The organism is Prevotella sp. ne3005 (assembly GCF_900110085.1).
Classification (GTDB): Bacteria; Bacteroidota; Bacteroidia; order Bacteroidales; family Bacteroidaceae; genus Prevotella.
On record NZ_FOCK01000001.1, the window covers coordinates 586083 to 610220 of the forward strand.

Annotated in this window: 20 protein-coding genes; 11 read left to right on the forward strand and 9 right to left on the reverse strand. The window is 48.1% G+C overall.

All coding sequences use genetic code 11. The annotated features are described in order from the left end of the window. Window positions 1–15: 15 nt before the first annotated feature. Entirely contained in the window at window positions 16–1044 is a 1029-nt protein-coding gene (recA, locus tag BMY16_RS02390; protein ID WP_091839547.1) for a recombinase RecA, read from the forward strand. A 42-nt stretch (window positions 1045–1086) separates the two neighbouring features. Here recA and BMY16_RS02395 read toward each other — a convergent pair whose 3' ends face one another. Beyond that, the gene (locus tag BMY16_RS02395; protein ID WP_091839550.1) at window positions 1087–2466 is read right to left on the reverse strand and encodes a hypothetical protein; all 1380 of its coding nucleotides are present in this window, start codon (window positions 2464–2466) and stop codon (window positions 1087–1089) included. Between the two features lie 185 nt (window positions 2467–2651). Here BMY16_RS02395 and dnaK point away from each other — a divergent pair, with 185 nt between their 5' ends. Then, window positions 2652–4568, forward strand: a complete 1917-nt coding sequence (dnaK, locus tag BMY16_RS02400; RefSeq protein WP_091839552.1) for a molecular chaperone DnaK — start codon at window positions 2652–2654, stop codon at window positions 4566–4568. An 83-nt stretch (window positions 4569–4651) separates the two neighbouring features. Here dnaK and gltS read toward each other — a convergent pair whose 3' ends face one another. Further along, a complete protein-coding gene (gltS, locus tag BMY16_RS02405; RefSeq protein ID WP_091839554.1) occupies window positions 4652–5920 on the reverse strand; it encodes a sodium/glutamate symporter in 1269 nt (422 codons plus the stop codon). 19 nt (window positions 5921–5939) lie between these two features. Continuing rightward, window positions 5940–7478 carry a TonB-dependent receptor gene (locus tag BMY16_RS02410; protein ID WP_091839555.1) on the reverse strand — a complete coding sequence of 513 codons (1539 nt, stop codon included), beginning with the start codon at window positions 7476–7478 and terminating at the stop codon, window positions 5940–5942. A gap of 202 nt (window positions 7479–7680) precedes the next feature. Between BMY16_RS02410 and BMY16_RS02415 the strand changes: the two genes are divergently transcribed. Beyond that, complete coding sequence (locus tag BMY16_RS02415) at window positions 7681–9219, forward strand: phosphatase PAP2 family protein (RefSeq protein ID WP_091839559.1); 1539 nt, start codon at window positions 7681–7683, stop codon at window positions 9217–9219. Here BMY16_RS02415 and BMY16_RS02420 read toward each other — a convergent pair. Together BMY16_RS02420 and BMY16_RS02425 are read right to left on the reverse strand one after the other, a co-directional pair. Next, a complete protein-coding gene (locus BMY16_RS02420; protein ID WP_091839561.1) occupies window positions 9190–10155 on the reverse strand; it encodes a D-alanyl-D-alanine carboxypeptidase family protein in 966 nt (321 codons plus the stop codon). The genes BMY16_RS02415 and BMY16_RS02420 overlap by 30 nt on opposite strands. Further along, window positions 10152–12266 (reverse strand): virulence-associated E family protein, encoded by a 2115-nt coding sequence (locus BMY16_RS02425; protein WP_091839564.1) that lies wholly within the window; start codon window positions 12264–12266, stop codon window positions 10152–10154. Before BMY16_RS02425 ends, BMY16_RS02420 begins: the two co-directional genes overlap by 4 nt. An 843-nt stretch (window positions 12267–13109) precedes the next feature. Here BMY16_RS02425 and BMY16_RS02430 point away from each other — a divergent pair. After that, complete coding sequence (locus BMY16_RS02430; protein WP_091839567.1) at window positions 13110–13427, forward strand: type II toxin-antitoxin system RelE/ParE family toxin; 318 nt, start codon at window positions 13110–13112, stop codon at window positions 13425–13427. After that, entirely contained in the window at window positions 13420–13785 is a 366-nt protein-coding gene (locus BMY16_RS02435) for a HigA family addiction module antitoxin (RefSeq protein ID WP_091839569.1), read from the forward strand. The genes BMY16_RS02430 and BMY16_RS02435 overlap by 8 nt, the downstream gene beginning before the upstream one ends. Before the next feature lie 188 nt (window positions 13786–13973). Here the strand turns inward: BMY16_RS02435 and BMY16_RS02440 are convergent, their stop codons facing one another. The 3 genes from BMY16_RS02440 to BMY16_RS02450 form a co-directional block, all read right to left on the reverse strand. After that, window positions 13974–14930 (reverse strand): hypothetical protein, encoded by a 957-nt coding sequence (locus BMY16_RS02440; RefSeq protein ID WP_091839572.1) that lies wholly within the window; start codon window positions 14928–14930, stop codon window positions 13974–13976. A 281-nt stretch (window positions 14931–15211) separates the two neighbouring features. Further along, entirely contained in the window at window positions 15212–15568 is a 357-nt protein-coding gene (locus BMY16_RS02445) for a HepT-like ribonuclease domain-containing protein (RefSeq protein ID WP_091839575.1), read from the reverse strand. Then, window positions 15552–15836 (reverse strand): nucleotidyltransferase family protein, encoded by a 285-nt coding sequence (locus BMY16_RS02450; protein ID WP_244512823.1) that lies wholly within the window; start codon window positions 15834–15836, stop codon window positions 15552–15554. The genes BMY16_RS02445 and BMY16_RS02450 overlap by 17 nt, the downstream gene beginning before the upstream one ends. 105 nt (window positions 15837–15941) lie before the next feature. Here BMY16_RS02450 and amrB point away from each other — a divergent pair, with 105 nt between their 5' ends. The 5 genes from amrB (at window position 15942) to BMY16_RS02475 (ending at window position 21540) form a co-directional block, all read left to right on the forward strand. Further along, complete coding sequence (gene amrB / locus BMY16_RS02455) at window positions 15942–17390, forward strand: AmmeMemoRadiSam system protein B (protein ID WP_244512825.1); 1449 nt, start codon at window positions 15942–15944, stop codon at window positions 17388–17390. After that, entirely contained in the window at window positions 17371–18234 is an 864-nt protein-coding gene (gene amrS / locus BMY16_RS02460; RefSeq protein ID WP_091839577.1) for an AmmeMemoRadiSam system radical SAM enzyme, read from the forward strand. The genes amrB and amrS overlap by 20 nt, the downstream gene beginning before the upstream one ends. A 97-nt stretch (window positions 18235–18331) precedes the next feature. Then, window positions 18332–19399 carry a glycerate kinase family protein gene (locus BMY16_RS02465; RefSeq protein WP_091839580.1) on the forward strand — a complete coding sequence of 356 codons (1068 nt, stop codon included), beginning with the start codon at window positions 18332–18334 and terminating at the stop codon, window positions 19397–19399. After that, window positions 19396–20781 carry an MATE family efflux transporter gene (locus tag BMY16_RS02470; RefSeq protein WP_091839583.1) on the forward strand — a complete coding sequence of 462 codons (1386 nt, stop codon included), beginning with the start codon at window positions 19396–19398 and terminating at the stop codon, window positions 20779–20781. Before BMY16_RS02465 ends, BMY16_RS02470 begins: the two co-directional genes overlap by 4 nt. Window positions 20782–20793: 12 nt before the next feature. Continuing rightward, window positions 20794–21540: a peptidylprolyl isomerase gene (locus BMY16_RS02475; RefSeq protein WP_091839586.1), complete on the forward strand. Its 747-nt coding sequence runs from the start codon at window positions 20794–20796 to the stop codon at window positions 21538–21540. A gap of 404 nt (window positions 21541–21944) precedes the next feature. Here the strand turns inward: BMY16_RS02475 and rsmA are convergent, their stop codons facing one another. Next, window positions 21945–22751: a 16S rRNA (adenine(1518)-N(6)/adenine(1519)-N(6))-dimethyltransferase RsmA gene (rsmA, locus tag BMY16_RS02480; protein ID WP_091839589.1), complete on the reverse strand. Its 807-nt coding sequence runs from the start codon at window positions 22749–22751 to the stop codon at window positions 21945–21947. Window positions 22752–23090: 339 nt separating this feature from the next. Here rsmA and BMY16_RS02485 point away from each other — a divergent pair, with 339 nt between their 5' ends. Continuing rightward, entirely contained in the window at window positions 23091–24137 is a 1047-nt protein-coding gene (locus BMY16_RS02485) for a lysylphosphatidylglycerol synthase transmembrane domain-containing protein (protein ID WP_091839592.1), read from the forward strand. Window position 24138: the final 1 nt, after the last annotated feature.

The following is a 24138-nucleotide window of genomic DNA, read 5'->3' on the forward strand; positions in this document are numbered from 1 at the left end:
AAATTTCTAAAAGCTATGGCAAAGAAAGAAGAAAGTGCGGAGCAGTTGACTCCGCAACAGCAGAAGCTGAAGGCCTTGCAGGCTGCAATGGCCAAGATTGAGAAAGATTACGGCAAAGGCTCCATTATGCGTATGGGTGAGGAGCAGATTGAGAATGTGGAAGTCATCCCAACGGGTAGTATCGGCCTGAATGCCGCACTGGGTGTAGGCGGTTATCCTAAGGGACGTATCATAGAGATCTATGGTCCGGAGTCATCAGGTAAGACCACGTTGGCTATCCATGCCATTGCCGAGTGTCAGAAAGCCGGTGGTATCGCCGCTTTCATTGATGCAGAGCATGCCTTCGACCGTTTCTATGCAGAGAAGTTGGGTGTGGATATCGACAACCTGTATATCTCGCAGCCTGACAACGGAGAGCAGGCCTTGGAGATTGCCGACCAGCTGATCCGTTCAAGTGCCATCGACATCATCATCATCGACTCCGTGGCAGCCCTGACGCCAAAGAAAGAGATTGAGGGTGACATGGGCGATTCTGCCGTTGGTCTGCAGGCACGTCTGATGAGTCAGGCCCTGCGCAAGCTCACCTCTACCATCTCGAAGACCAATACCACCTGTATCTTCATCAACCAGTTGAGAGAGAAGATCGGTGTGATGTTCGGTAATCCAGAGACCACGACAGGTGGTAATGCCCTGAAGTTCTATGCTTCCGTCCGTCTGGACATCCGTAAGGTGACCACCTTGAAAGACGGTGACCAGCCCATCGGTAACCAGGTACGTGTGAAGATTGTAAAGAACAAGGTGGCTCCTCCCTTCCGCAAGGCAGAGTTTGAAATCACCTTCGGTGAGGGTATCTCAAAGATTGGAGAGATTGTGGATCTCGGTGTGGAGTACGACATCATCAAGAAGAGTGGATCGTGGTTCTCTTACGGAGACTCGAAACTGGCACAAGGTCGCGACGGCACCAAGGCTCTGTTGAAGGACAACCCTGAGTTGTGCGAGGAACTGGAGGCCAAGATCATGCAGGCCATTGCCGATAAAGGATAAATAAGAACCCCAGCCGTTTGGCTGGGGTTCTTATTTTGTATTCTAATTTTGAATCGGGGTTGCATTCTTGCTCTTGGTTGCCGAACGCTTTTTAGTAGCCTTCTTAGCACCAGGAGCATCACCGACGGTGGTCTTCGTCACTGTGCCAGTACCATCGAAGTGTACAAACAGCAACTTATTGTTCGAACGGTTGTAGGTCCATGTATACTGACCATTCTGCCCATAATCCACCTTGTCAGGCTCACCTGCTGCCAGCATCACCTCATCCTCAGAGAAGCCAATACCGACGTGACCAGCACGAATCATCGCACGACTACCCTCGGTAGTCTGAATCTTCTTACCAGGACCAGGAGCGAAGACATAGCCAAAGTAGTCTTCCTGATTATCAGCATTCTGCTGGTCAAGTACCACATCCGTATAGAAATAAGTTCCCAGAATCGTACTCTTCAACTTAATCGTTGCCTTCTCATCGTTCTTATGCGGATTGATAGCCTCAATCTGATATTCTGTCAGACGTGGAATAGGCTGAAGTTTCTTGGAAACCTCATTCAGCATCTTCGTGGGATACTTCGTGTGGATCACCTTACCTATATATACACGATAGTTATAGCTGTTGATGCCCATAATATCGTCAACCAACTCGAATGAATTGTTGAAGAGATATTTGGCCTCGTCCATGATGAACTCATCATCACGCATACCACTATTCGTCTTCGAGATAGCCACGTTCTGATAGAACTCATTACCATCCTTATCCTCAACGATAATCTTGACAGGATAATGGCGCGAGCCAACACCTACTGCAGTCACCTTCACTTCCATGTCCTTGTCGACAAGCACATTCTGGAAGCCTTCGCCATCATACTCCGTGTCCACACGATACAACTGCGTTTTGGTGTAGAGCGTCTTACCCATCAGCTTTTCACGGGCGATATCCACATCCCCCAGATAGGCCAGTGTGGGCACACCTGTCTTCTGATAACAATAATCCTCGAAAGAACCATAAGGGATCTCATAGAAATACTTCTTCCCATTGTCCTGACATTCGAAATCAATTCTCGAATGACCGTCAGTACTCTCATGGTGGCCCTTATAGACCATAATCTTGTACTTCAGGGGCATACTACTCACCTCCTTGCCAGTAGCGGCATCGGTAAACGTTTTCACCACCAGATCATACTTCTCCGGCATCACCATGAACTTCATACCCTCTTTCCAGTCACAAAGACTGTAATACTTGAAGTTCTGACCGATGAAATCCTTAGCATCCTCAGCTTCCTGCTGGGCTTCTGCCAACTCGTCGGCCATCTGGGTCACCGCACTCTTCTTAGCGCCACGGGTCTTCACGATATACGGATTCTCCTGAGCAGATACTGCCAAAAAGACAAGAGCCATAAAGGCTGTACAAACCATTCTTTTCATAACTATCGATAGTTTTTATTTAGAATTCTGACTGCAAAGATAGCGTAAATCCATTGAAATACCAAATTTTATGTGCCAAAATGACGCGACAAGAAACATTTTTCTTCAAAAAAGACATTTTGGCACATGCTTTGCTATCAAAATTGTGTCAAATTGAGTATAAACTAATATAAAAAATAAGAATTATGGGAAAGATTATTGGAATTGACTTAGGAACTACGAACAGCTGTGTTGCCGTATTCGAAGGTAACGAGCCTGTAGTAATTGCCAACAGTGAGGGTAAGCGTACAACACCTTCTGTCGTTGGTTTCGTTGAGAATGGTGAGCGCAAGATCGGTGATCCTGCCAAGCGTCAGGCTATCACCAACCCGAAGAACACCGTTTATTCTATCAAGCGTTTCATGGGTGAGAACTGGCAGCAGACCGAGAAGGAGATTGCTCGCGTACCTTATTCTGTAGTGAATGAGGGTGGTTATCCCCGTGTAGACATCAATGGTCGTAAGTACACCCCGCAGGAGATTTCTGCCATGGTGCTTCAGAAGATGAAGAAGACCGCCGAGGACTATCTCGGACAGGAGGTGACAGAGGCAGTGATCACTGTACCTGCTTACTTCTCTGACTCTCAGCGTCAGGCTACCAAGGAGGCTGGTCAGATTGCCGGTCTGGATGTGAAGCGTATCGTAAACGAGCCTACAGCCGCAGCTCTGGCTTACGGTGTGGATAAGGCCAACAAGGATATGAAGATTGCCGTGTTCGACCTGGGTGGTGGTACATTCGATATCTCTATCCTGGAGTTTGGTGGCGGTGTGTTCGAGGTGCTCTCTACCAATGGTGATACCCACCTCGGTGGTGATGACTTCGACCAGGTGATCATCGACTGGCTCGTACAGGAGTTCAAGAACGATGAGGGTGCCGACCTGAAGGCCGATCCTATGGCTATGCAGCGTCTGAAGGAGGCTGCCGAGAAGGCTAAGATCGAGTTGTCTTCAAGCACCTCTACTGAGATTAACCTGCCTTACATCATGCCTGTAGCAGGTGTACCTAAGCACTTGGTGAAGACTCTGACACGTGCTAAGTTCGAGCAGCTGGCTCACGAGCTGATCCAGGCTTGTCTGGCTCCTTGTCAGAAGGCTATCGCTGATGCCCACCTGACAACGGCCGATATCGACGAGGTCATCCTCGTAGGTGGTTCTAGCCGTATTCCTGCTGTGCAGACACTCGTAAAGAACTACTTCGGCAAGGAGCCTTCAAAGGGTGTGAACCCCGATGAGGTGGTGGCCGTAGGTGCTTCTATTCAGGGTGCTATCCTGAACAAGGAAGGTGGTGTAGGCGACATCGTTCTGCTCGATGTTACTCCGCTGACACTGGGTATCGAGACCATGGGTGGTGTGATGACCAAGTTGATCGAGGCCAACACAACCATTCCTTGCAAGAAGAGTGAGACCTTCTCTACCGCTGCTGATAATCAGACGGAGGTAACCATCCACGTGCTGCAGGGTGAGCGCCCAATGGCTGCACAGAACAAGAGTATTGGTCAGTTCAATCTGACAGGTATCGCTCCTGCCCGTCGTGGTATTCCTCAGATTGAGGTAACCTTCGACATCGATGCCAATGGTATCCTGAAGGTTTCTGCCAAGGATAAGGCTACAGGTAAGGAGCAGGCCATCCGCATCGAGGCTTCGTCTGGTCTGTCACAGGACGAGATCAACCGCATGAAGGCCGAGGCTGAGCAGAATGCTGAGAACGATAAGAAGGAGCGCGAGCGTGTTGACAAGCTGAATCAGGCTGACTCTATGATCTTCCAGACCGAGAACCAGCTGAACGAACTTGGTGACAAGATTCCCGCACAGCACAAGCCCGCTATCGAACAGGCCCTCCAGCAGTTGAAGGATGCCCACAAGGCTGGTGATGTTGCAGCTATCGACAGTGCCATCGCAGCCCTCAATCAGGCTTGGCAGACCGCTTCTGCCCAGATGTACCAGCAGAGTGGTGCAGCAGGTCAGCCTGGTGGCGACACCTATCAGGGTGGTCAGCAGCAGGCTCAGCAGGAAGGCCCGAAGTCAGAGGACATCCAGGACGCCGACTTTGAGGAGGTGAAGTAAGATTGTAATACATATTAGAAATCGTGCGGGCCAATAGTGGTCTGCACGATTTTATTTATCTGTCTTTCCATGGGCACCTTGCCTTACAGGAAATTGAGGAAGAGGGTGATCATTCCTGTATTGATCAGATCGGCGAACATGGCACCAATGATCGGAACGATGAGGAAAGGCTTGACGGTATAGCGGTATTTATAGCAGACGGCACTCATGTTGGCCATGGCATTGGGAGTGGCACCCAGACCGAAACCGCAGAGTCCTGCACACAGGACGGCTGCATCGTAATCACGCCCTAACAGGGGGAATGCCAGGAAGTATGCAAAGAGTGCCATCAGCAGTACCTGAGATGCCAGGATGACAATCAATGGAAGGGCCAGACTCTGAAGTTCCCAAAGTTTCAGGGAGATCATGGCCATACCGAGGAACAGAGACAGACAGATGTTACCTACACTGATGATTCGCTCCATGTCAAGCAGTTTTTCTGCCTTCTCCCATTTACCTTCATCTTTGTAACTGACGAATCCGATGGTGTTACGGACAATGGCGGCTAAGATCAAAGCACCGAAATAGGTGGGGAACGTAACACCTGTCTTTGCAAACAGCCAACTCAACAAAGTGCCGCCACCCATGACGAGGATAATGCAATAAGAAGCCTTCGCATACTGCTGGAACTCCTGTTCGTTCGTACTGATACGCTTTGTACGACCTGTGGGAGAAGCCTCATCACTCTCGATACCAGCCATGGCCGGATCAATATCCTCATCTTGTGGCTGCATCTGTTCATGCGTCAGTTTCTTGCGGATAATCCGCTCTGCCAATGGACCGCCAATCATAGAGCCGGATATCAGGCCAAAGGTAGCTGCTGCCATACCGATCGTTCCTGCGCCCTGCAGGCCCAAGCCTTCGAGCACGCTTGCAAATCCGCCTGCGGTACCATGTCCGCCAGTCATGGATATACTACCGGCTGCCATACCTATCAGAGGATCAACCCCCATGAGGCGGGTAATGCCCAATGGCATGATGTTCTGCATGGCAATGATAACGACCAACAGGACCAGCATGATGATCAGCAGTTTACCACCTTGCTTGATGACTTTCAGGTCGCTTTGGAAACCAACGCTGGTAAAGAACGCCAGCATAAACACATCCTTCAACGTGCCATCAAACGACACCTCTATATCGAACCAACCATATAGTATCAAGGTTATCAATGAGAAGATGATACCTCCGCTTACTGGCGACGGCACACAGAATTTCTGGAGGAAAGCAACCTTTCTCGTTAAGATCATACCGACAAGGAGCGCCAAGGCACCAATGCCAGCCGTTTGTATCATGTCTAGTTCAACATTTGTCATACCCACTTTCTTTTTATCGTTAGAATCTATACTGCAACTTTATATTGGCGGCATGTCTGTTTACTGCCACATCACTACAGACGGCATCAAACATATCATGCCAATCCACGCCCAAATTCCATCTCTTTCCAAATTGCTTGTTCACAGACAGACAACCATACACTGGTTCACCTGTCAACTCACGTCTTGGTGATTCCTTGGTGTAATACACCAACTGCAAGCCTATCTGCCATGCATGAGGAAGATCAGCATGGGGTGCCAACCGGAATGCGGCATAGGTTCTGCTCTCAGCAATATAGAGGTTAGCGCCGCCAGAGATACTCAGCCAGTCCTTCTTCCAATAGGCAGATGCACCCAGTTGCGTGAAATTCTCACCATCTTCAATGACATAATAGCTCGCCTCCGTCTGCACCGTCAGTTTCTGCCTGCTATAGGCATAAGCCAGTTTCATCTGGTTGATGGTCTGTTCCTCCAGTTGTCCCTTCGTCATCGCCCATTCCTCCTCAGATATGGTCCCGGCATCCATAAAGAGAATTGAATAGACAGGATTAGAGTATTTGCGATAATAGCCCAACTGGATCTGATTGCGGTTGTCAGGAACATAGATGACGCATGCATTCGCATTGGTACGGGTGTCGTTATACTTCTGGGTGGTTCCTACATCCTTCATTTTGTAGTTATAGAACATCACACGACCACCAGCCGTAAACTTCCACTGAGGTAAGGCATAGGTAAACTGCAGATAGAGGTCATGGTTGAATACATCCCAGTTTCTGTCCGTATCCTCCTGCCTGGTCATCAGGAAATCACTCTCATAACCCAGCATCATGGACAGCCGTTTGGTCAGGAAAGGTGTATTCAGTTCAACGGAACACATTGGCAGTTTGTTGGAGATAATCGGATCGCTGGCATACTGATAACCACCCACGAGAAGCAGTTCTGTTCCTATATCATTAAAGATGTGGAAAAAGCGCGCTCTGCCCATGAGTTTACGCGATGTCCCTGAAGGATGGTCAAGAAACTGCTGCGTGAAATAGGTCAACAGTCTGTTCCTGTTGTCAAAGCGGTTTGTCATGTGAAGTGTCAGATACTCCTCATTCCCGTCGTTATGACGATATGAGGCGTTGGCATAGAGATCGGTATGCCGACTGCCGTATAGCGCATTCACGGAGCCGATGCCCTGCACATCCTTCCCGAAGTCACCTTGTCCTTCCACGAACCCCTTCAGCTTCTCAGGCATCTTCATTTCTATATCCAACACCCTACCCATTCCAATGGTTCCCTTCGCCACACCCGTATTGTCGCAAACCTGAATCCGTTTGATATCCTTGGCTTTCATCTGACTCAAAATCAGTCTGGTATCGCCATTCACCGGACAGTTGTCGATGCGGAGGTTGTAATTGGAGATGAGATCCTCATAACCGGCAATCATCAGGTCGGGCACCATCTGGAAGATATCCATAAGTGTCTCCTCCCCTGCCAGCTCCAGTCGCTGAGGATAAATCATCGTCCTGTCAGCCTTCATCTCGATGATGGGCAAATCACCTTCTGCGCACATGGGGACAGATAATAGCAAAAGGCTAATCAAAAAAAGAATTCGTCGATGCATACGAGTGTTAGGAGTAATTAATTGCAAATATACAAAATATTCTGGTATCTGATGGAGAAATTAATCCTTTTTAACTTTATCCCTTCCATATTCTTATGGCTATTTGGATAGATAATCGTATCTTTGCAGCAAAATACATAACAATTGGATCATGAAAGTAGTCAAAAAAGGGAGAATTATTCTTATACTGATATTGTTTTTCGTCTTCGTATCATGCGACAAACAAGGTTCGGATGGCCCAGACGGACCTCCTGAGACAGAGGTCAGCCTACTTCTTGACGCTGTGCTAAAGGATGGTTTCAGTCAATCCATTCAGATAAAAAGGAGCAGCGACACCTATGCCTATCTGCTGGCATTGTCTGAAGAGGCAGTGGCCCAGGTAAGGGGCAGGAGCAACGTGGGACTGCCTTTGCTGTATAAGGAGAAGAACTTCCCGACAGTTTACGATTACTATACGGGCAACAAGACCGATAGCGTTGCACTCTTCAAGACCATGATTGGCTGGCTGAGTGCCATGCAGTTGTCCGAGCTCTGTCCTTCCAAACGCAATCAGTTCTATCGGGCAGGATATGAAGCGGGCGGTTTTACGATGTATAAGCCCATCTACGGCTATCCCTTCAAGGGAGACCCCAATGTGGCAAGACTTGTTGCGAGTGCCGTCTACGCAGCCTTGCACAGTATCCTGAAACCAAATACGGATGTGATGAGGGCAGAAGTAGGTGGCAGCAAGTACGCCGGCACCCTGGCCGAGGTTCTCAACCAGGAATCGCGCACCCACGTCACCAATGATGGTTTCTATGTAGACTTGCGCATGTTCCTGGCAAGTGCCCCTGGCCCTTATGCCCCCGACCACCAATACCGTGACGACAACAACCCGACCTTCCCCGACGAGAAACTTCCCAATGGTTGTCTGAAGGTTGACATGGATATCTATAACCACATTGTTGAGAAATACAACTTGCCAGACAAGAGGGCCGTTCAGGCCATCGCTGACGAAGAAGGTGGCATTCGCCATATCTTCGGCACTGACAAACGGAACATTGGAGGTATGTATGATTTCAATGCTGTTTTTGGACAGTCAACCATTGGTACCACCATCAACCCCGAAGGAAAGATGGCATCATTTTTCTTACTTATACGTGATGCAGGCAGTTCGGCAAGAGGCATCCTTCAGCACACCGACTATTCCGTTGGGCCATATGAATATGGCAGGTTAAGGCCGGGATGCTCTGAAAGCTTCGAGGGAGTGCGCAAGTCGTACACCGACGACAGACTTAATGTCTTGTCTAATTTTGTGATTGAGGACAATGACGGACATAAGGAAACATATGAAGCTGATGGTGTCGAGAAGTATTATTGTGATGAGAACGGCAACTGGACTTCTCCAGAGATAAAATCTGAAGCGGATTTTGAAAGTTGGGCCAAAGACCAGTTGTATGCAAACTCCTATCCAAGCGGCCATTCTTCAGCGATATGGTCTGTTGCCATGTCATTGATAGAGCTCTATCCCCTGAAAGCTGATTTGATCATGAGGGCAGCCAACGATTTTGCCTTATCAAGAACCATCAGCCGTTATCATTGGAACAGCGATGTCATACAAGGCAAGATTGCTGGTAGTACCATCAATCCTGTCTGTCATGCCACATCAGACTACAATCAGCTACTTGAGGCTGCCGCCACCGAGCGTTGACCTGCGGTAAGCCTTCATCACCTCGAAACCATAGTCGAGAAGGATGGCCGACTCTGTGAAGCGCGTCGACATGCTACGGCTATTGAGCAACACCAGATAGAGGGTGACACCATCGCGTGTGGCTACCGAGGCCAGACAGTTGCCTGCCTGACGGGTAAAGCCAGTCTTGATGCCAAGACACCCTTCATAGGTTGTCAGCAGGGCATTGGTGTTTCTGCAAGGCATGTGCCGCCCGTCTGTCAGAGGGATATCCTTCTCCTGCGTTCCCACAATCTGGGCAAACAGGCTGTCTCGCATGCAATAGCGCGATAGTTTGACCAGATCGCAGGCTGTGCTGTAATTATCGAGGTTGGGCATACCGTTCGGATTGACGAAATGGGTGTGGCCCAACCCTATAGAGATTGCCTTGTCGTTCATCATCTCACAGAACTTCAGCGTGTCGCCACCGATATGTTTCGCCAGGGCATAGGCGGCATCATTGTCGCTCACCAGCATCATCTCGTCGATCAGGTCACGCATCACGTAGCCATCGCCCAGCCTCACCCTCGAGTCCTTGGCCACAAACACGTCTTGCGTAATCTGGACCGTATCGTTCAGATTGCCGTTCTCAACAGCCAACAAGCAGGTCATCATCTTGGTGATCGAGGCCATGCAGGCAGTCGAGTCGGCATTCCTCTCACTGATCACCAGCCCCGTAGAGTCCTCGAGGAGCATCCAGAACTCTGCCGTGAGGGCTTCCAACTTCTCGGCACCCGCAATCGTGTCTGGATTGAGTACCGTTCGAAGCGTTGTGGAGTCGATCTTGTTGATGTGCTCTATACGCTGTCGCTCAGGGTCTATAGGCTTGGCTCTCTCTTCCGAACAACCTATCAAAATCGCTATGACGACACAGAGTGCCAACAGCCATAGCTCTACTTTCATCTCCTTTGTAATCATTTCTCTACCAGCCAATATTCCATGTGTTTGGTCTTGCGTTTGCTCGTGAAGTTGAACTGAACATCGTTCAGGGCGTTGCCTATCTTCTGGAACGGGGTCTCAGGGTCGAAGTTCTGGTAGCGCGAGGCCAGCAGCTTGCTGATATCGCCCAGGCTCCACCATTGGCCCTGTTCTGTGTCCTTCGGACTGCGGAACGTCTCGCCGATCATCTCCACCAGGTCGTTCAGGTGCTGATAGGGTTCGTTTTCCCTGATCAGCTCCCGGATCTCGTCATCTTCCAACCAGAAGCGCTCTCCTTTATTAAAGAGGTATAGGGCCTGGGCAAAGAGCTGGCGATGGTTCAGATTATCGGTGAAATCGATGTTCCCATCGACACCCACACAGACAAACCTTCGCGAACCAGTGGGATCCACCAGAGGCTTCAGCTGGTTGGTAGTGCCGATAAACGAGGTGTAGCGGCGATAGAATCGGATGGTCTTGCCGTATGGCGGACGGAATTTCACATCGCTCGACGACAAGAGATATTTCAAGACGATCTGCTGCGAGTTGGTGGTCTTGTCGAACTCGTCGATATTAATCAGCGCAAACGAGGTCAGGGCGATGTTCAGGTCGAACTCGTTCTTGAAGTTCAACTTGTCGTTGTAATAATCTCTCAGTTCTGGAGGCAGAATAATCTTGCAGAAACGAGTCTTACCACAACCCTGGCGACCAATCAGCAACGGCGTCAACGCATTGCCAGTCAGCTGCTTATCGCTCTCACGCCACTGGGCCACCATGCCCACGAGCCAGTATCTCAGGTACTTCTCCCAATGGGGCTGTGAGGTAGGCACGCGCTTGGCGAGTGCTGCGATACGGTCATTCCCGTCCCACTGTGGCAACTTGTCGAGCCAGGTGTTCACTGGGTCATACTGTTCGATGCGCGTGGAGTCGATGAAACGGTTCACGTCCCTATCCCACGACTTCAGTCCTAACTCCGTGGCCCTCAGCGTCATATCGTTGCGCACCTCGTCTGTCAGAGGCTTGAACCGCTGGTCGTCGCTGAACTTCTCCCGATACTCGGCCACACCCGTCAACAGGTTCTTGCGCATCTCGAAGTTCGAGTTGAGGAATATCTCTGTGCGCATGGCCTGGATGGTGTCTTCGGGCACGCTCTTCAGGGGCCTCACCTTGTGGGTCTTGCGATACTCCTCCTGCTCAGCCACACTATACACCGTCTGGAAGATATGCTCCACCAGCATCCTGTCCCTGTTCAACACAGGATGCAGCATCGTCAACCCCTGGGCATGGGCCTTGGGGATGCCCTGATCCAGACACATCGACGCTATCTGCATCAGCAGCGTGGCCTCTTTCTCCTCATCCGGCAGGTCGAAGTAACGACCCAACACCTGATCGACGATAAACGACCAGTTCAGCTGATAGGTTCGCGTAACAGTGCGCCCAGGCATCAGCCGGTCGTCCTCATCGGTAATCACCACTGGCTCCACCGCATCGTGCCGATCGGTATCAGCCAGGAATGGGCGCGCCTCAGGATGATACCCCATCTCTCGGTCGGCACTCACATAGACCGTACGGTCGAGACGAGGTTCCAAAAACTCGATGTCGAAGCCAAACTGGTTCTGATAAGCCCTGCGCGCCGTATTGTATAGATTAAAGTGGAACTGGCTGATAGCCGCATCGCCCTCAGGCAGGCCGCCATCAAACAGCTCACCTCTGCACACAATCTTCACGCTCTTGCCCGAGCCGCCCAGGAAGCACATCAGCGTCTCTGGCAGTTTCTTCGCCAGCTCCCTGATTTCCACGGCCTTCTCGTAGGTCGGCAGGTTGTTCACCTCCAACACCACCAAACCGTTATACATGAGCATCTTCTTGGTGCCTTTGCGGTTGACCCACGCACCAGCGAAGCACACCCTCGGCAACAGGATGCCACCTTTCCAGTTGGTGATGATCTGTCCGTCGTCGAGCCGTTGCGTTTTCATCAGATGGTAAACGCCACGGAGATTATACACTTCCTTGTCCAACACCGCATTTTTAATGGCGCCAGCCATCTGTTCCAGTGTCAGACGGTTGATCACCTCCTTTTTCCTTTTTCTAATGAGTAATGTTACATTCATTGTGATTTCCGTTAATTCATTTTGGCTACAAAATTACACAAAAATTTCGAAATAGCCTACATGCCTACATAAAAATTTTCGATTTTCCTTTAAAATAAGGCATTTTGGAGCATAATAACCTACAACGAGCCTACATAAAGCCTACATAAAGCCTACATGAAGCCTACATGTTTTTAGCGATTATAGCGACATAAACTGCATGTTTAGTTACTCTAAACCTCCCTTTTATGCTACTTAAACGCCCAGTATGCTCCTTAAGGACTTTGAAATTCTCTAGAGAATTCATGAGTTTAGTCGTCACTCTCTGGAACTTTCCCCGGACTAAAGTCCGCAATTCTCTAGAGAATTGGTGAGTCATCCGTAACATCCCTTGGCCTTTAGACTATCCTTCGCAGCACTTTAGATAGTCTTTCGTGTGTCAAAAGATAGTCTTTTGAATGTCGAAAGATAGGCTCTTGCATGACAGAAGATCATCTTTTGTGTTCTAAAAGAACATCTTTTGAACACAAAAAGACACTATTTTGCTCAGAAAACCCCGTTTTTATGTAGGCACAATGTAGGCTTTATGTAGGCTTTATGTAGGCTTTATGTAGGCTATAATTTTGCTAACCTATTATATATCAATCCTTTATAGTCCATTTATGTAGGCATGTAGGCAAGATTATAGTATTTCTAGAGATAATTTCTCATTGGTGAAAATACGAAAAGAATAAGAGAATAATTTCTAGTGTCCATCCAAATAATATCCAGGAAATGACGTAGGGAGCAAATAAAATTAGCAAAAATGCGAATTATTTGCGAATTTATTATTATCTTTGCACCCGTCAAGTATAATTAACGACGATGAATATAGAATTTGAAAATGCGGCTTTAGAGGAACTCTACACCAATGGTGCTACGCAAGATCATCAGTACAAACGCTTACCTAAAGACATCATTAAGCGATATATAAAGGTGGTCAACTACATCAAAGGTGTTCGCAGACTTGAAGATCTCTTCCTTATAAAGTCGCTCCACTATGAGAAAAAGAAAGGTGACCTGAATGGTGTGGATGCCGTCTGGATCAATGACCAATATCGCCTTTTCTTTTATAGTTCACCAGACGAAACAGGCATTATAGTAAACGCATTATTATTTGAAATTTCGAAGCATTATGAGTAAGAAAAATCCGATTCCATTTGTTGCAACGCATCCTGGTGAGATGATTAAGGATGAGTTGAAAGAACGTGGCATGACTCAGAAACAACTCGCTCATGAGACAGGCATCAAAGCCTCAGTAATCAGCGAAACAATCAATGGAAAACGTAGTGTATCACTCAACGTTGCAGTGGCTTTAGAAAAAGTTCTTGGCATACCTGCTGATATCTGGATGAATATGCAGACTCAATACGACCTTGATTCTGCCAACATAGCAGAGCGTGACAATCAGCGTGAGACAGTATCAGTTACTATTCCTGTGCGCGATCGCAATCTCTTGCAGGAACTCGTTCGGAAATTCGGTTGGGCGTGTGTATTCTAAATATTGAGGATGCACATTTTCCAGAAAAAGCAAATGATTAGATGATTAATTTCAAAAACCAGGCAATATGAAACGGAAGCCAAATGCTTCCGTTTCATATCTCATTTTTCGGGAATAGATCAAAGAATCTATCACCTTAATCTCTAAAGGACACCCAAGTGCCAGTCCTCACAACTACTCGCTAAAAATCAATCAACGATCTTAGCACTATTCTCCTTGGGGACAATTTTAATCTTTACTGTCTTTTTCTCACCACTATATGATATTAACTGGCATTCTAGCAAATAATAAGAATCCGTAGATTCCAGTAAAGAAGCAGTATTTACTATAAAATCTTCGGTGGTATTAAAAGGAGATTGAATGTTAAAACTTATATAATCATCCTTATCCAAAGAAAGTATTTCAATGATTAATTCATTTTGGTATTTACCACGGCGATCTACTTCATTAGCGACGGTAATATAAGAATTATAACTTAGAGGTATTACTTTACCATTAGTAAACAAATAATAACTGGGTCTAACAAGAGAACTTTCAAATACAGATATTAGATTACCATTATCCGAAAGGATATAATAATCACCTGACTCGTCACGATATAATATAGAATTGTTATACCATTCTATGATATCCTTCTTATCCCGATAAATTCTTCCCTTATATTTTTGTGCCGATAATTTTTCTCCATTGAGTAGCAGCAAATATGAGTAATCATTCTTGCTATTATTATATGATAAGTTTAAGTAATACAACTCTAGATTTTTAACTCTACATAAAAAAAATGGTTGAGGTGTTCCTATAAGATCACATGTTACAATATTACCAAAGCCCTGATCTTCTGTAATTTGCATAGGAATATTGATTATTATTTTTCCAACAATATTAAAAGAATCGCAAAGCCATATATAAAAATCTTCTGTATTTCTTTTAAAACCACAATAACACCTTGTTACTTTAGATAAGTGATCTGTTCCCATTTGACTTTGCCTATCATCAGGAAAGTCTTCGTGGTTAATATGGTTATAATAATAAAATCCCTCATTAATGTCCACGTATAAGACATCGTTTCTTTCATCATCGCTTTTACTACATGAAGCTATTACTGCGGTCAGAATAAATACAACTAAATACTTGAACTTTTTCATATTTGATTCTTATAGATTGTTATAATAATAGGAAAAAAAAACTTTTCTAGATAAATACAAAAACGTGAGCAATTTACTACGCTTACGTTATCCGAGGCATCGCCAAACGCCCAAGTTCCTTAAACGAGAAAGTGCCCACGCCATCAGGCGCGAACCATCTACTTTACTCTTGGAACTATTATTGAATTTTGGCGAATTTCGAATAACAAGAATTAAAGCGGAAGCTTCACAATATGTCTGTTGTGTTAGTTTACTATGTTACCATACGCTTTACATTTAAATTATACATTATCTTTAAATTCTTCCAGATATTTAACCATGTGTTCACGAATAGGTTTGAGATCCACAGAAATGGCTTCCCAGACCAAATCCGGTTCTACATTATGATAGCCATGTATCAGGAAGTTACGCATATTCGTAATCTGTTTCCACTCAGTATCAGGATGGGATTCACGAAATTCATACGTTAGCATATTTGCAGCTTCGCCCATAATCATAATGTTATAGATAACTGCATGATAGGATTTCTTGTCAGCAAGAAATGACTCCATATCACGATTATCCACATATTGGAAAATCGTGTCAATAGCCTGGAGGATATCATTCAGGCGCTTTGGGTCGTTACGCTGCTCTCTCATAGATTAAAATCTTATCACGATCGGCACTTTCACGGGCGAAGGGCATTAAACCGCCATCAGTTATCAAATCGACATCGCGACCAAGGAGATTCTTCAAGTCCTCATACATGCCACTCAATGTGAAAAGGCTGAAATGCTGTGACCTATCAGGCAGAATCAACAAGTCGACATCGCTATCCTCACGTTCTTCTCCTCGTGAGAACGAGCCGAATATCCAAACCTTCAGAACGGGTTGTGTCTTGAAGTATTCAGCTATCTGTCGAATCATTTCCTGCGTAGTCATCACCATTCATATTTGTTTTATGTTTGCAAAGATAGAAAGTTTTTCTCATAATTGCAAATTATTGAGGATTTTTTTGTATCTTTGCGGCATATGACGATATTAATCATAGTAATAGCTATCATCATGATGAATATGTTCAATCAGCAGGAGCCTGTGGTGAGGCCAGCCACACAGGCAGGAAGATTCTACGATGGCAATGCCCAGAGGCTGAGCCACGAGGTGGACAGTTTTCTGGCGCTTCACGCCAATGACCAACAGTATGACGAGGCGGCAGCCCTGATAGTGCCCCACGCTGGTTACTATTTCTCGGGCAATGTGGCGGCTAAGGCCTATATGGCGTTGCCCAAAGGGAAGACGTTTAAGCGTATCTTCCTCCTGGGACCCAGCCATCATGAGTGGTTGGATGGAGCCTCGGTGAATAGTGAGGCCGACTATTACGCCACACCATTAGGACAGGTGAAGGTGGATCGAGAGACAGCCAGGAAGCTGATTGCTGCCGACAGCTGCTTTGCCTATCGTCCTGAGGCCCATGACAGAGAGCACTGTCTGGAAGTACAACTGCCTTTCCTGCAAAGACGCCTTGGCGAGGTGCCTCCCATCGTACCTATTATCATCTCAACCAACGACTTCAGGAAACTGCAACGTCTGGCGGATGCGCTGAAGCCTTATTTCACAGACGAGAATCTCTTCATCGTGAGTAGCGACTTTTCCCATTATCCGTCGTATGAGGATGCCTGCAAGGTGGATGCCAAGACGGGAAAGGCCCTTGAGAGTGGTGATGTGGAGGCGTTTATTACCACCATCAACCAAAATGCCGATAGTGGCATCCGCAATCTGGCAACGAGTGCCTGTGGGGAGTTGGCCATCGTAACACTGATGCTGATGATGGACCATCATTACGAGGTGAAACACCTGTTGTATCAGAACTCTGGAGATATCGATGACCATGACCACAGTCGCGTGGTGGGCTATCACGCCTTTGCGATCCTGAGGGGTGAGAAGAAGGCGTTCTCACTTTCCGACGAGGAGAAGCAGATGCTGAAGAAGATAGCCTATGAGAGCATTAAGGATTCGCTCGATGGCAAGGAGTATCAGGGGGGCAAGGTTTCTGAGATACTGCAACAGAAATGCGGTGCCTTTGTATCCCTCCACAAGCATGGTCAGCTGCGGGGCTGTATCGGACATTTTGGTGAAGACACGCCTTTGCATGAGATGGTGGCAGAGATGGCGCGTGCTGCCGCTTTCGAAGACCCCCGATTCATGCCTGTGACGCGCGATGAACTCGATGACCTGGATATTGAGATTTCCGTCCTCACCCCCATGCGGCGCATCCACAGCCTCGATGAATTCGAGTTGCATCGTCATGGCATCTATATCCGTAAGGGCTATCGCAGCGGGACGTTCCTGCCACAGGTGGCCGATGAGGTGAACTGGACGAAAGAGGAGTTTGTGGGGCATTGCTCACAAGACAAGGCCGGACTTGGTTGGGAAGGCTGGCGCGACGCAGAACTGTTTGTGTATGAGGCCATTGTATTTTAAGCCATTAGAGGACGGCAGGGTGGAGTGCTTGGTCTGTCCGCATCATTGCAGGATAGCCAATGGCAAGACGGGCCTTTGTCGTAGTCGCAGGAATCACGATGGCGAACTCGTCAGCGAGGTCTATGGCAAGCCTTGTTCGCTGGCCATCGACCCCATCGAGAAGAAACCGTTGTATCATTTCCATCCAGGGACGACCTGTCTGTCCCTGGCTTGTACGGGTTGTAACTTCCATTGTCTGAACTGTCAGAATCATGACATCTCTCAGGTTGCACCTTCCGAGGTGGGCCATTATGATCTGGCGCCAGAAGAGGTGGTTCGTCTTTGCTTGGAGCATCACTGTCCAGGCATCGCCTACACCTATACGGAGCCCCTTACCTATATAGAATATGTGACGGAGACTGCCCGTCTGGCCCATGAGAAGGGACTCTGGAACATCCTCGTAACAGCAGGTTATGTTTGTCAGGAACCACTTGCCGACCTGCTACCTTATCTCGATGCGGCCAACGTAGACCTGAAATCGTTCAGCGATGAGATCTACCAGCGGGTCAGTGGAGGGCATCTCGCCCCAGTGCTCGACACCATCCTCGCCATGAAGGAGGCTGGCGTGTGGATAGAACTGACAAACCTCCTGATTCCTACCATTAACGACGATATGGATATGATCCGGAAGATGTGTCAGTGGCTGGTGGCTCATGGTCTTGCCCATGCACCTCTCCATTTCAGCAGGTTCTTCCCACGCTATAAAATGCAGGACCTGCCTCCCACACCCCTTTCCACCTTGAAAGCAGCCCAGCGTATCGCCCTCGACGAAGGCATCGAACATGTGTATCTAGGGAATGTATAGGCATTTCAGGCAGACCACCAAATACGAAAAAACGTAAAAACAGTAGTAGTCTCGGAAAAAAGGATTATCTTTGCAGGGCAAAGATTCATGTGGTAGTATGAAGGTCATTGTTGCAATAGATTCATTCAAGGGTTGTCTGACCTCGAAGGAGGCTAACGGGGCAGCTGCAGAAGGCATCAGGAGCGTTTTTCCTGAGGCTGAGGTTGTGGAGGTGCCCGTGAGCGATGGTGGGGAGGGCTATATGGAGGCCTTCCATGCTGCCGTTGGTGGACAATTGGAGGAGGTTACTGTGAGGGATCCGCTGATGCGGCTTATCACAGCTAAGTACCTGTTGCACAACGAGATGGCCGTGATAGAAATCGCAAAAGCCAGTGGACTCACCTTGTTGGCCAAGGAAGAACGAAACCCCATGGTAGCCACAAGCTATGGCACAGGTCAGCTGGTGGCTGATGCTGTCAGGAAAGGAGCGAGACAGATCATCATCGGTCTTGGCGGTAGTGCCACCAGTGATGCTGGAGTGGGTATGCTCAGGGCGCTGATAGATACGTTTGCCAGACATGGACGATGGGATGACATTGAGGTATTGAAGGATGTGAGCTTTACGATAGCCTCAGACGTAAAGAATCCGCTTTGTGGCGAGAATGGTGCAGCCCACGTGTTTGCCCCACAGAAGGGAGCTACACCAGAGATGGTGCTTACCCTTGACGAAAGGGCCCGGAAGTTTGCCGAGGTCTCTGCCAGGCATTTCGGCTATGACCGTTCTGAGATGGCGGGGGCTGGCGCTGCAGGCGGACTGGGCTATGCCTTCCTGCAATACCTTGATGCAAAGTGCATCTCGGGCATCCAGTTGTTGCTCGACACCATCCGATTCAAGGAGATGGTCAAGGATGCCGATCTGATTATCACTGGCGAAGGCTCTGCCGATCGTCAGACGCTGATGGGGAAATTGCCCGTGGGTATTCTGGAACAGGCAGGAAAGGTACCTGTCTGTCTGATAGCAGGAAAGATCAGTGATCGAGAGGAACTGCTGAAGGCGGGCTTTGCCAATGTGGCATGTATCAACCCACCAGGCATCGCCCTCGAGGAAGCGATGAAGCAAGAGGTGGCAAAAGAAAACATACGACACACGATAGTTACAACCAGCACAAGCATCATGAGCAGATGAAGAAAGTAAAGAACAGCGAACTGCTGCTCTCCTATATCAGGGAGGGAAAGACGATGACGCAGAGAGAAAAACTCTGGCTCATCGTCAGCTTGAGTATTCCCTCCATCCTGGCACAGATATCTGCAACGGTGATGTTCTTCATCGATGCCTCGATGGTGGGACATCTGGGAGCAAAAGCCTCAGCAGCCATCGGACTGGTGGAGTCGACGGGATGGCTGATGGGCGGTCTAGCCTCTGCTGCAAACATGGGATTCTCTGTGCAGGTGGCCCACTTCATTGGCGCCAACGACTTTGACGCTGCACGCAGGGTCTTGCGGCAATCGCTGGTTTGTTCTACGATATGGGCACTAATCACCACGACAATTTCCCTCGCCATCTCACCCTTCCTACCCTACTGGCTGGGAGGGTCGGAGGAGATTGTACACGACGCCTCGGTCTATTTCGCCATCTTCGGTGCCTGTGGCATTTTCTTCCAGATGGAGGGTCTGGCTGGTTCGATGCTGAAATGTTCAGGCAACATGAAGATTCCCTCGATCCTGAACATCGGCATGTGCGTGATGGATGTCTGCTTCAACTACCTATTTATATATATACTGGAACTGGGAGTGATGGGAGCAGCCATCGGAACAGGACTGGCCATGCTGATTACGGCAGGACTGATGCTGTATTTCCTGTTGGTGAAGTCGAAGATGCTCTCACTGGTCAGTCGTCCAGGATCGTTCAAGCCCAAGTCGGATACGGTCAGCACAGCCTTTAAGATAGGAGCCCCCATGGGATTGCAGCACATGTTGATGGGAGGAGCCTATATCGTGAGCATCCTCATCGTGGCACCTTTGGGTACCATCGCCATTGCGGCCCACTCGCTCGCCATCACGGTGGAGAGTCTCTGCTATATGCCTGGCTATGGCATCGCCGAGGCAGCCACCACCCTTGTAGGACAAGGCATTGGCGCAGGACAAAAGCTGCTGACCCGCTCGTTTGCCAGAATGTCAGTAGGACTGGGCATCGCCGTGATGACCCTGATGGGTATCCTGATGTGGGTCTTTGCCCCAGAGTTGATGGGCATCATGTCACCTGTGGAGGAGGTGATTGCCCTTGGCACTGAGGTGCTCCGCATCGAGGCCTGGGCAGAACCGATGTTTGCTGCTGCCATCGTGGCCAACGGTGTGTTTATAGGTGCTGGCGACACGATGATTCCTGCCATCATGAGCCTCTGTTCGATGTGGTTCGTCCGATTGACGCTGGCTGCCAGCCTCGCTCCGATGTTCGGTCTGAAGGGTGTGTGGACAGCAATGGCCATCGAGCTCACCTTGCGTGGCAGCATCTTCCTGACCAGGCTCTTCAAAGGTGGCTGGGTGGAGAAGTTAAAAGTGAAATACTAAAATTTAAGAATTATGCGTAGAATTCTATTATGTTTATCATTTTTCATTGGTCATTTATCATTCAGCGTAGCGCAAAGTACTGAGGTGCTCTTTGAGACTACAGCAGGCAACATCCGTATTGCCCTCTATGACGAGACGCCCCAGACGCGCGACAACTTCCTGAAAATCACGAAGATGGGCGTTTACGACTCCTTGCTGATCCATCGTGTCATCAAGGACTTTATGATTCAGAGTGGCGACACGAACAGCAAGCACGCCAAACCAGGTCAGCTGTTGGGTACTGGTGATTTTGACTATACCACTGAGGCCGAGTTCCGTCTGCCTCAGATATTCCACCGTCGTGGTGTTGTGGCAATGGCCCGCGAGAGTGACAAGGTGAATCCTGAGCGTCGCTCGTCAGCCTGCCAGTTCTATATCGTTTGGGGAAAGGTCTACGATGACAAACGTCTGGCCAAGGTACAGGAGAAACTCGACTCAGCTACCCAAGGACAAGTGAAGCTTACCCCAGAGATGTTGGAAGTCTATAAGACTGTTGGTGGCACACCCCATTTGGACGGTCAATACACCGTGTTTGGCGAAGTGGTTGAGGGTATGGACATTGTGGAGAAGATACAAGGGGTGAAGACAGACAAGAACGACCGTCCCCTGGAGGATATCCGCATCCTGAAGGCTACTGTCACCAAGGATCTACCCCAGCCAAAGCCAGAGAAGAAAGCTGTTACGAAGAAAGTTGTCAGGAAGCCCGTCAGAAAGAAATAGACAAAAAAAAGCCGCTCAAGGGTCATCAACGACTCAAGGGCGGCGCCAACAATCTATGAATAACTAAAAACCTTTTTCTGAGAAAAACGGAGTGTCACCACTGCGTTTGTTATCCTTACTAACAACTTTCTAACACCTTAGAAATACCTATCTCAATCAATCATTAATAAACCTAAAACCAAAATTCTAACTAACTATTAACTCTAACTAAAACCTAATTCAATCTTTATATACCTTAACTAATACCTCTGTATTATTGTGTCTTCTATTGAAGATTGTCAATTGTTTCCTTTTGACGATGCAAAGGTACGACGATTTTTGCAATCTTCAAAGAAATATGATGCACTTTCCTCAAAAAAGTGCCTTTCTTTTGATGTAAATCAAGTGATTGTGTGCGAACACATTCAAATTGTGCCCGCAAACAGCTCTTTTTCCACTTTATTGGTCAGGTCAACGAACTCAGGAATAGATAGCTGTTCGGGTCTGCGAGTCATCATCGGGTCCTCAAAGAAGGCTGCCGAACCCTGATTAGCACCGTTGAAGATTTGACGGAGAGAAACGCGCAACATCTTACGACGCTGGTTGAACACCGTTTTGACCACTCTACGGAAAAGTTGTTCGTCACAGCCAAGGTCTGTAACATCGTTACGGGTCATACGGATAACGGCACTCTGAACCTTGGGAGGAGGATTGAACACACCCGGTTCAACCTTGAAGAGGTATTCCACATGATACCAGGCCTGAATCAGGACAGAGAGAATACCGTACTGTTTGTTGCCAGGTTGCGAGGCCATACGCAGGGCTACCTCGTGCTGGATCATACCTGTACAACAGGGAATCAGGTCTTTATTGTCGAGCATCTTGAAGAATATCTGCGACGAGATATCATAGGGATAGTTGCCCGTCAGCACAAACTGCCGGCCCTCGAAGACCTCACGGAGATCCATACGGAGGAAGTCACCACCTATTATATTATTAATAAGACGTGGAAAATGTTCCTGCAGGTAAGCCACAGACTCACGATCGATCTCAACAACCTTGAAAGGCCGGGGCTTCTCTACGAGAAACTGGGTCATCACCCCCATTCCGGGGCCAACCTCCAGGACAGGTATTTCAGGACATGCATCAACCGTATCGGCTATCTGCTTGGCGATATTCAGGTCGGTCAGAAAGTGCTGACCGAGATTCTTCTTAGGTCGAACTTGTTTCATGGGTGCAAAGATAAGGGTTTTCAGGCGAAAAGCCAAATGAAAAGTAAAAAAAGACAGGCAAGAATGAATTCCTGCCCGTCCCTAACTATGCTTTCTTCTCTCTCTAAAACTTATTTCATTCCAAGATTCATGCCATTGTTTGCTCTGAGAGCCTCGGCTGCGCAAACGGCAACGATGAATGTAATCATAAATAATACTACCATAACGTTATCCTTTTTATTATTATTTCTGCTGCAAAGGTACTACTGTTTACGTACACAGCCAAGAAAAAACACTCAAAACGGCGAAAAACAGGCAATTCATTGACACGAATCAATTATTATTCGTATCTTTGCACCCATGGAAGCAAAAACAATCCTCACCAATACGGCCAAAATCATCTTCCCGATACTATTGGGAGGAGCGATTCTCTATTGGATGTACCGTGGTGAGGACTTCGGGCGCATCAGTCATATCCTGACCGAAGAGATGGACTGGACATGGATGCTCCTGTCGTTTCCATTTGGCATCCTGGCACAGATGTTCCGAGGGTGGCGATGGAAACAGACACTAGACCCTATCGAGGACCTGAGTCCAAGTACGGTCAAGTTGTCGTCTTCCGACCCCAGAATACGGGCTCGCAGTACCACCTGTATCTATGCCGTATTCATCTCATATGCAGCCAGTCTGGTGATTCCGCGCATCGGTGAGTTTTCTCGCTGTGCCATACTGAAGCGCTACGATGGCGTATCGTTCAGCAAGGCATTAGGTACCGTGGTGACAGAACGGGCCGTCGACACCCTGATTGTGATGCTCTACTCTGGTATCATCCTACTGATAGAGATGAGTATCTTCGGCACTTTCTTCAAGAAGACAGGTACCTCCTTCAACCATATCCTGAGCGGTTTCTCGCTGACAGGATGGTTGGTGACAGCCGTCTGTGGCATCGCCGTCCTCATCCTGTTGCACCTCCTGCTGAAAAACTTCTCTATATATAATAAGGTGAAGATGACGTTGAGCGGTATCTGGGAAGGGGTGCTCTCCTTACGAGGCATCAAGAACCTGCCGCTATATCTCTTTTTCTCCATCGGCATCTGGGTGATGTACTTCCTGCATTATTACCTCACCTTCTTCTGTTTCGACTTTACAGCCAACCTCGGCATCGGTTGTGCACTAGTATCCTTCGTGGTAGCCAACTTCGCTGTCATCGTCCCAACCCCCAATGGAGCGGGGCCTTGGCACTTTGCCATCAAAACGATGCTCATCCTCTATGGCGTGGCTGACGAACAGGCCCTCTGGTTCGTGCTAATCGTACATTCCGTACAGACACTACTCGTGGTAGCCCTTGGCATCTATGCTTGGGCAGCCCTCTTATTTACGAAACGTTTAAACCCTAAGACAACATAAC